The organism is Psychrobacter sp. 1U2 (assembly GCF_051847575.1).
This window is the reverse complement of the sequence record NZ_JBPYDC010000536.1, coordinates 1-995: the sequence shown is the minus strand read 5'-3', so window position 1 is coordinate 995 and position 995 is coordinate 1. Positions and strand designations below refer to the sequence as shown.

2 pseudogenes are annotated in these 995 nt (G+C 42.2%); one reads left to right on the top strand and one right to left on the bottom strand.

What is annotated here, in order from left to right:
* Window positions 1-347: pseudogene (locus ACS8FD_RS17110) on the bottom strand (MalY/PatB family protein); the annotation flags it as partial.
* Window positions 348-692: 345 nt separating this feature from the next.
* Between ACS8FD_RS17110 and ACS8FD_RS17105 the strand changes: the two are divergent.
* A pseudogene (locus tag ACS8FD_RS17105) lies at window positions 693-995 on the top strand (hypothetical protein); the annotation flags it as partial.

Below are 995 nucleotides of genomic sequence, written 5' to 3'. Positions count from 1 at the left end.
ATAGGATCGTTGATCAGTACCGCATCGCCTATCTCGGTAAAGACGTTCATCATTAACGCTAAACTTGGCACCACGCCTGGGGAGAATAAGATATTGCTTTTGGCTAATAGTAATCCATAACGGCTACTATGCCAGTCAACAATCGCTTGATATAGCGCCTCAGTGGGTTTGGTATAGCCCAATACGCCGTGCTGAACCACGCGCTCAATGGTGTTTAAGATAGGCTTGGCAGCTTTAAAGTCCATATCTGCTACCCAGAGTGGAATGGTGTCATCGCTATAATGCCATTTAAGAGACCCTGTACCGCGTCTGTCGATTATCTCGTCAAAGTTATGTAGCACAGGCATTCTCCTTCATTAGTAAAGTAAGCGTTTAGAGTACAACAGGAATGGCAGCATCGCCAATCGCTTTATAAAAAGCCACATAGATATACAGTAAGATGATAATACACAGACCAAAACTATTTAGCGCGAGTTATCTGTTTATCGACTTAGTTGATATTTAAAATAAAATACTAGTATTATTTGGGTTATTAATATAAGTTAATAGTACGTTTGTATTTATAAATATAAATGTACATTCGGATTTATATTATTGGAGGGATGCAACACTATGAGCAGTATAAATCCTGTTACTACTTACCCAAATCACTACTGAGCCAAGTTGGCTTTTTTAACATAGGATAACTTATAATGAAAATGGATTTTTCACCAAACTTAGTACTCAAAATAAGCGCACTTACTTTAGCAATTGTAGGCGTCGCTTCATGTACGTCTGTGGCAACAGGCGCTGAGTCTCAACCAATGAGTGCAAGCAGCAGTACTGCCCTTCCTCTCGGTAATAGCGCGATGGCTGGCGGCACTAACGATACTGTCGCTATCGGTAGCCAAGCCAATGCAGGACTCAACTCAGCCACCTCTGTCGGTGGTCAAGCCAATGCTGCAGGTCTCGGTTCAACGTCTATCGGTTGGCAATCAAAAGCCACTGCCGAACGC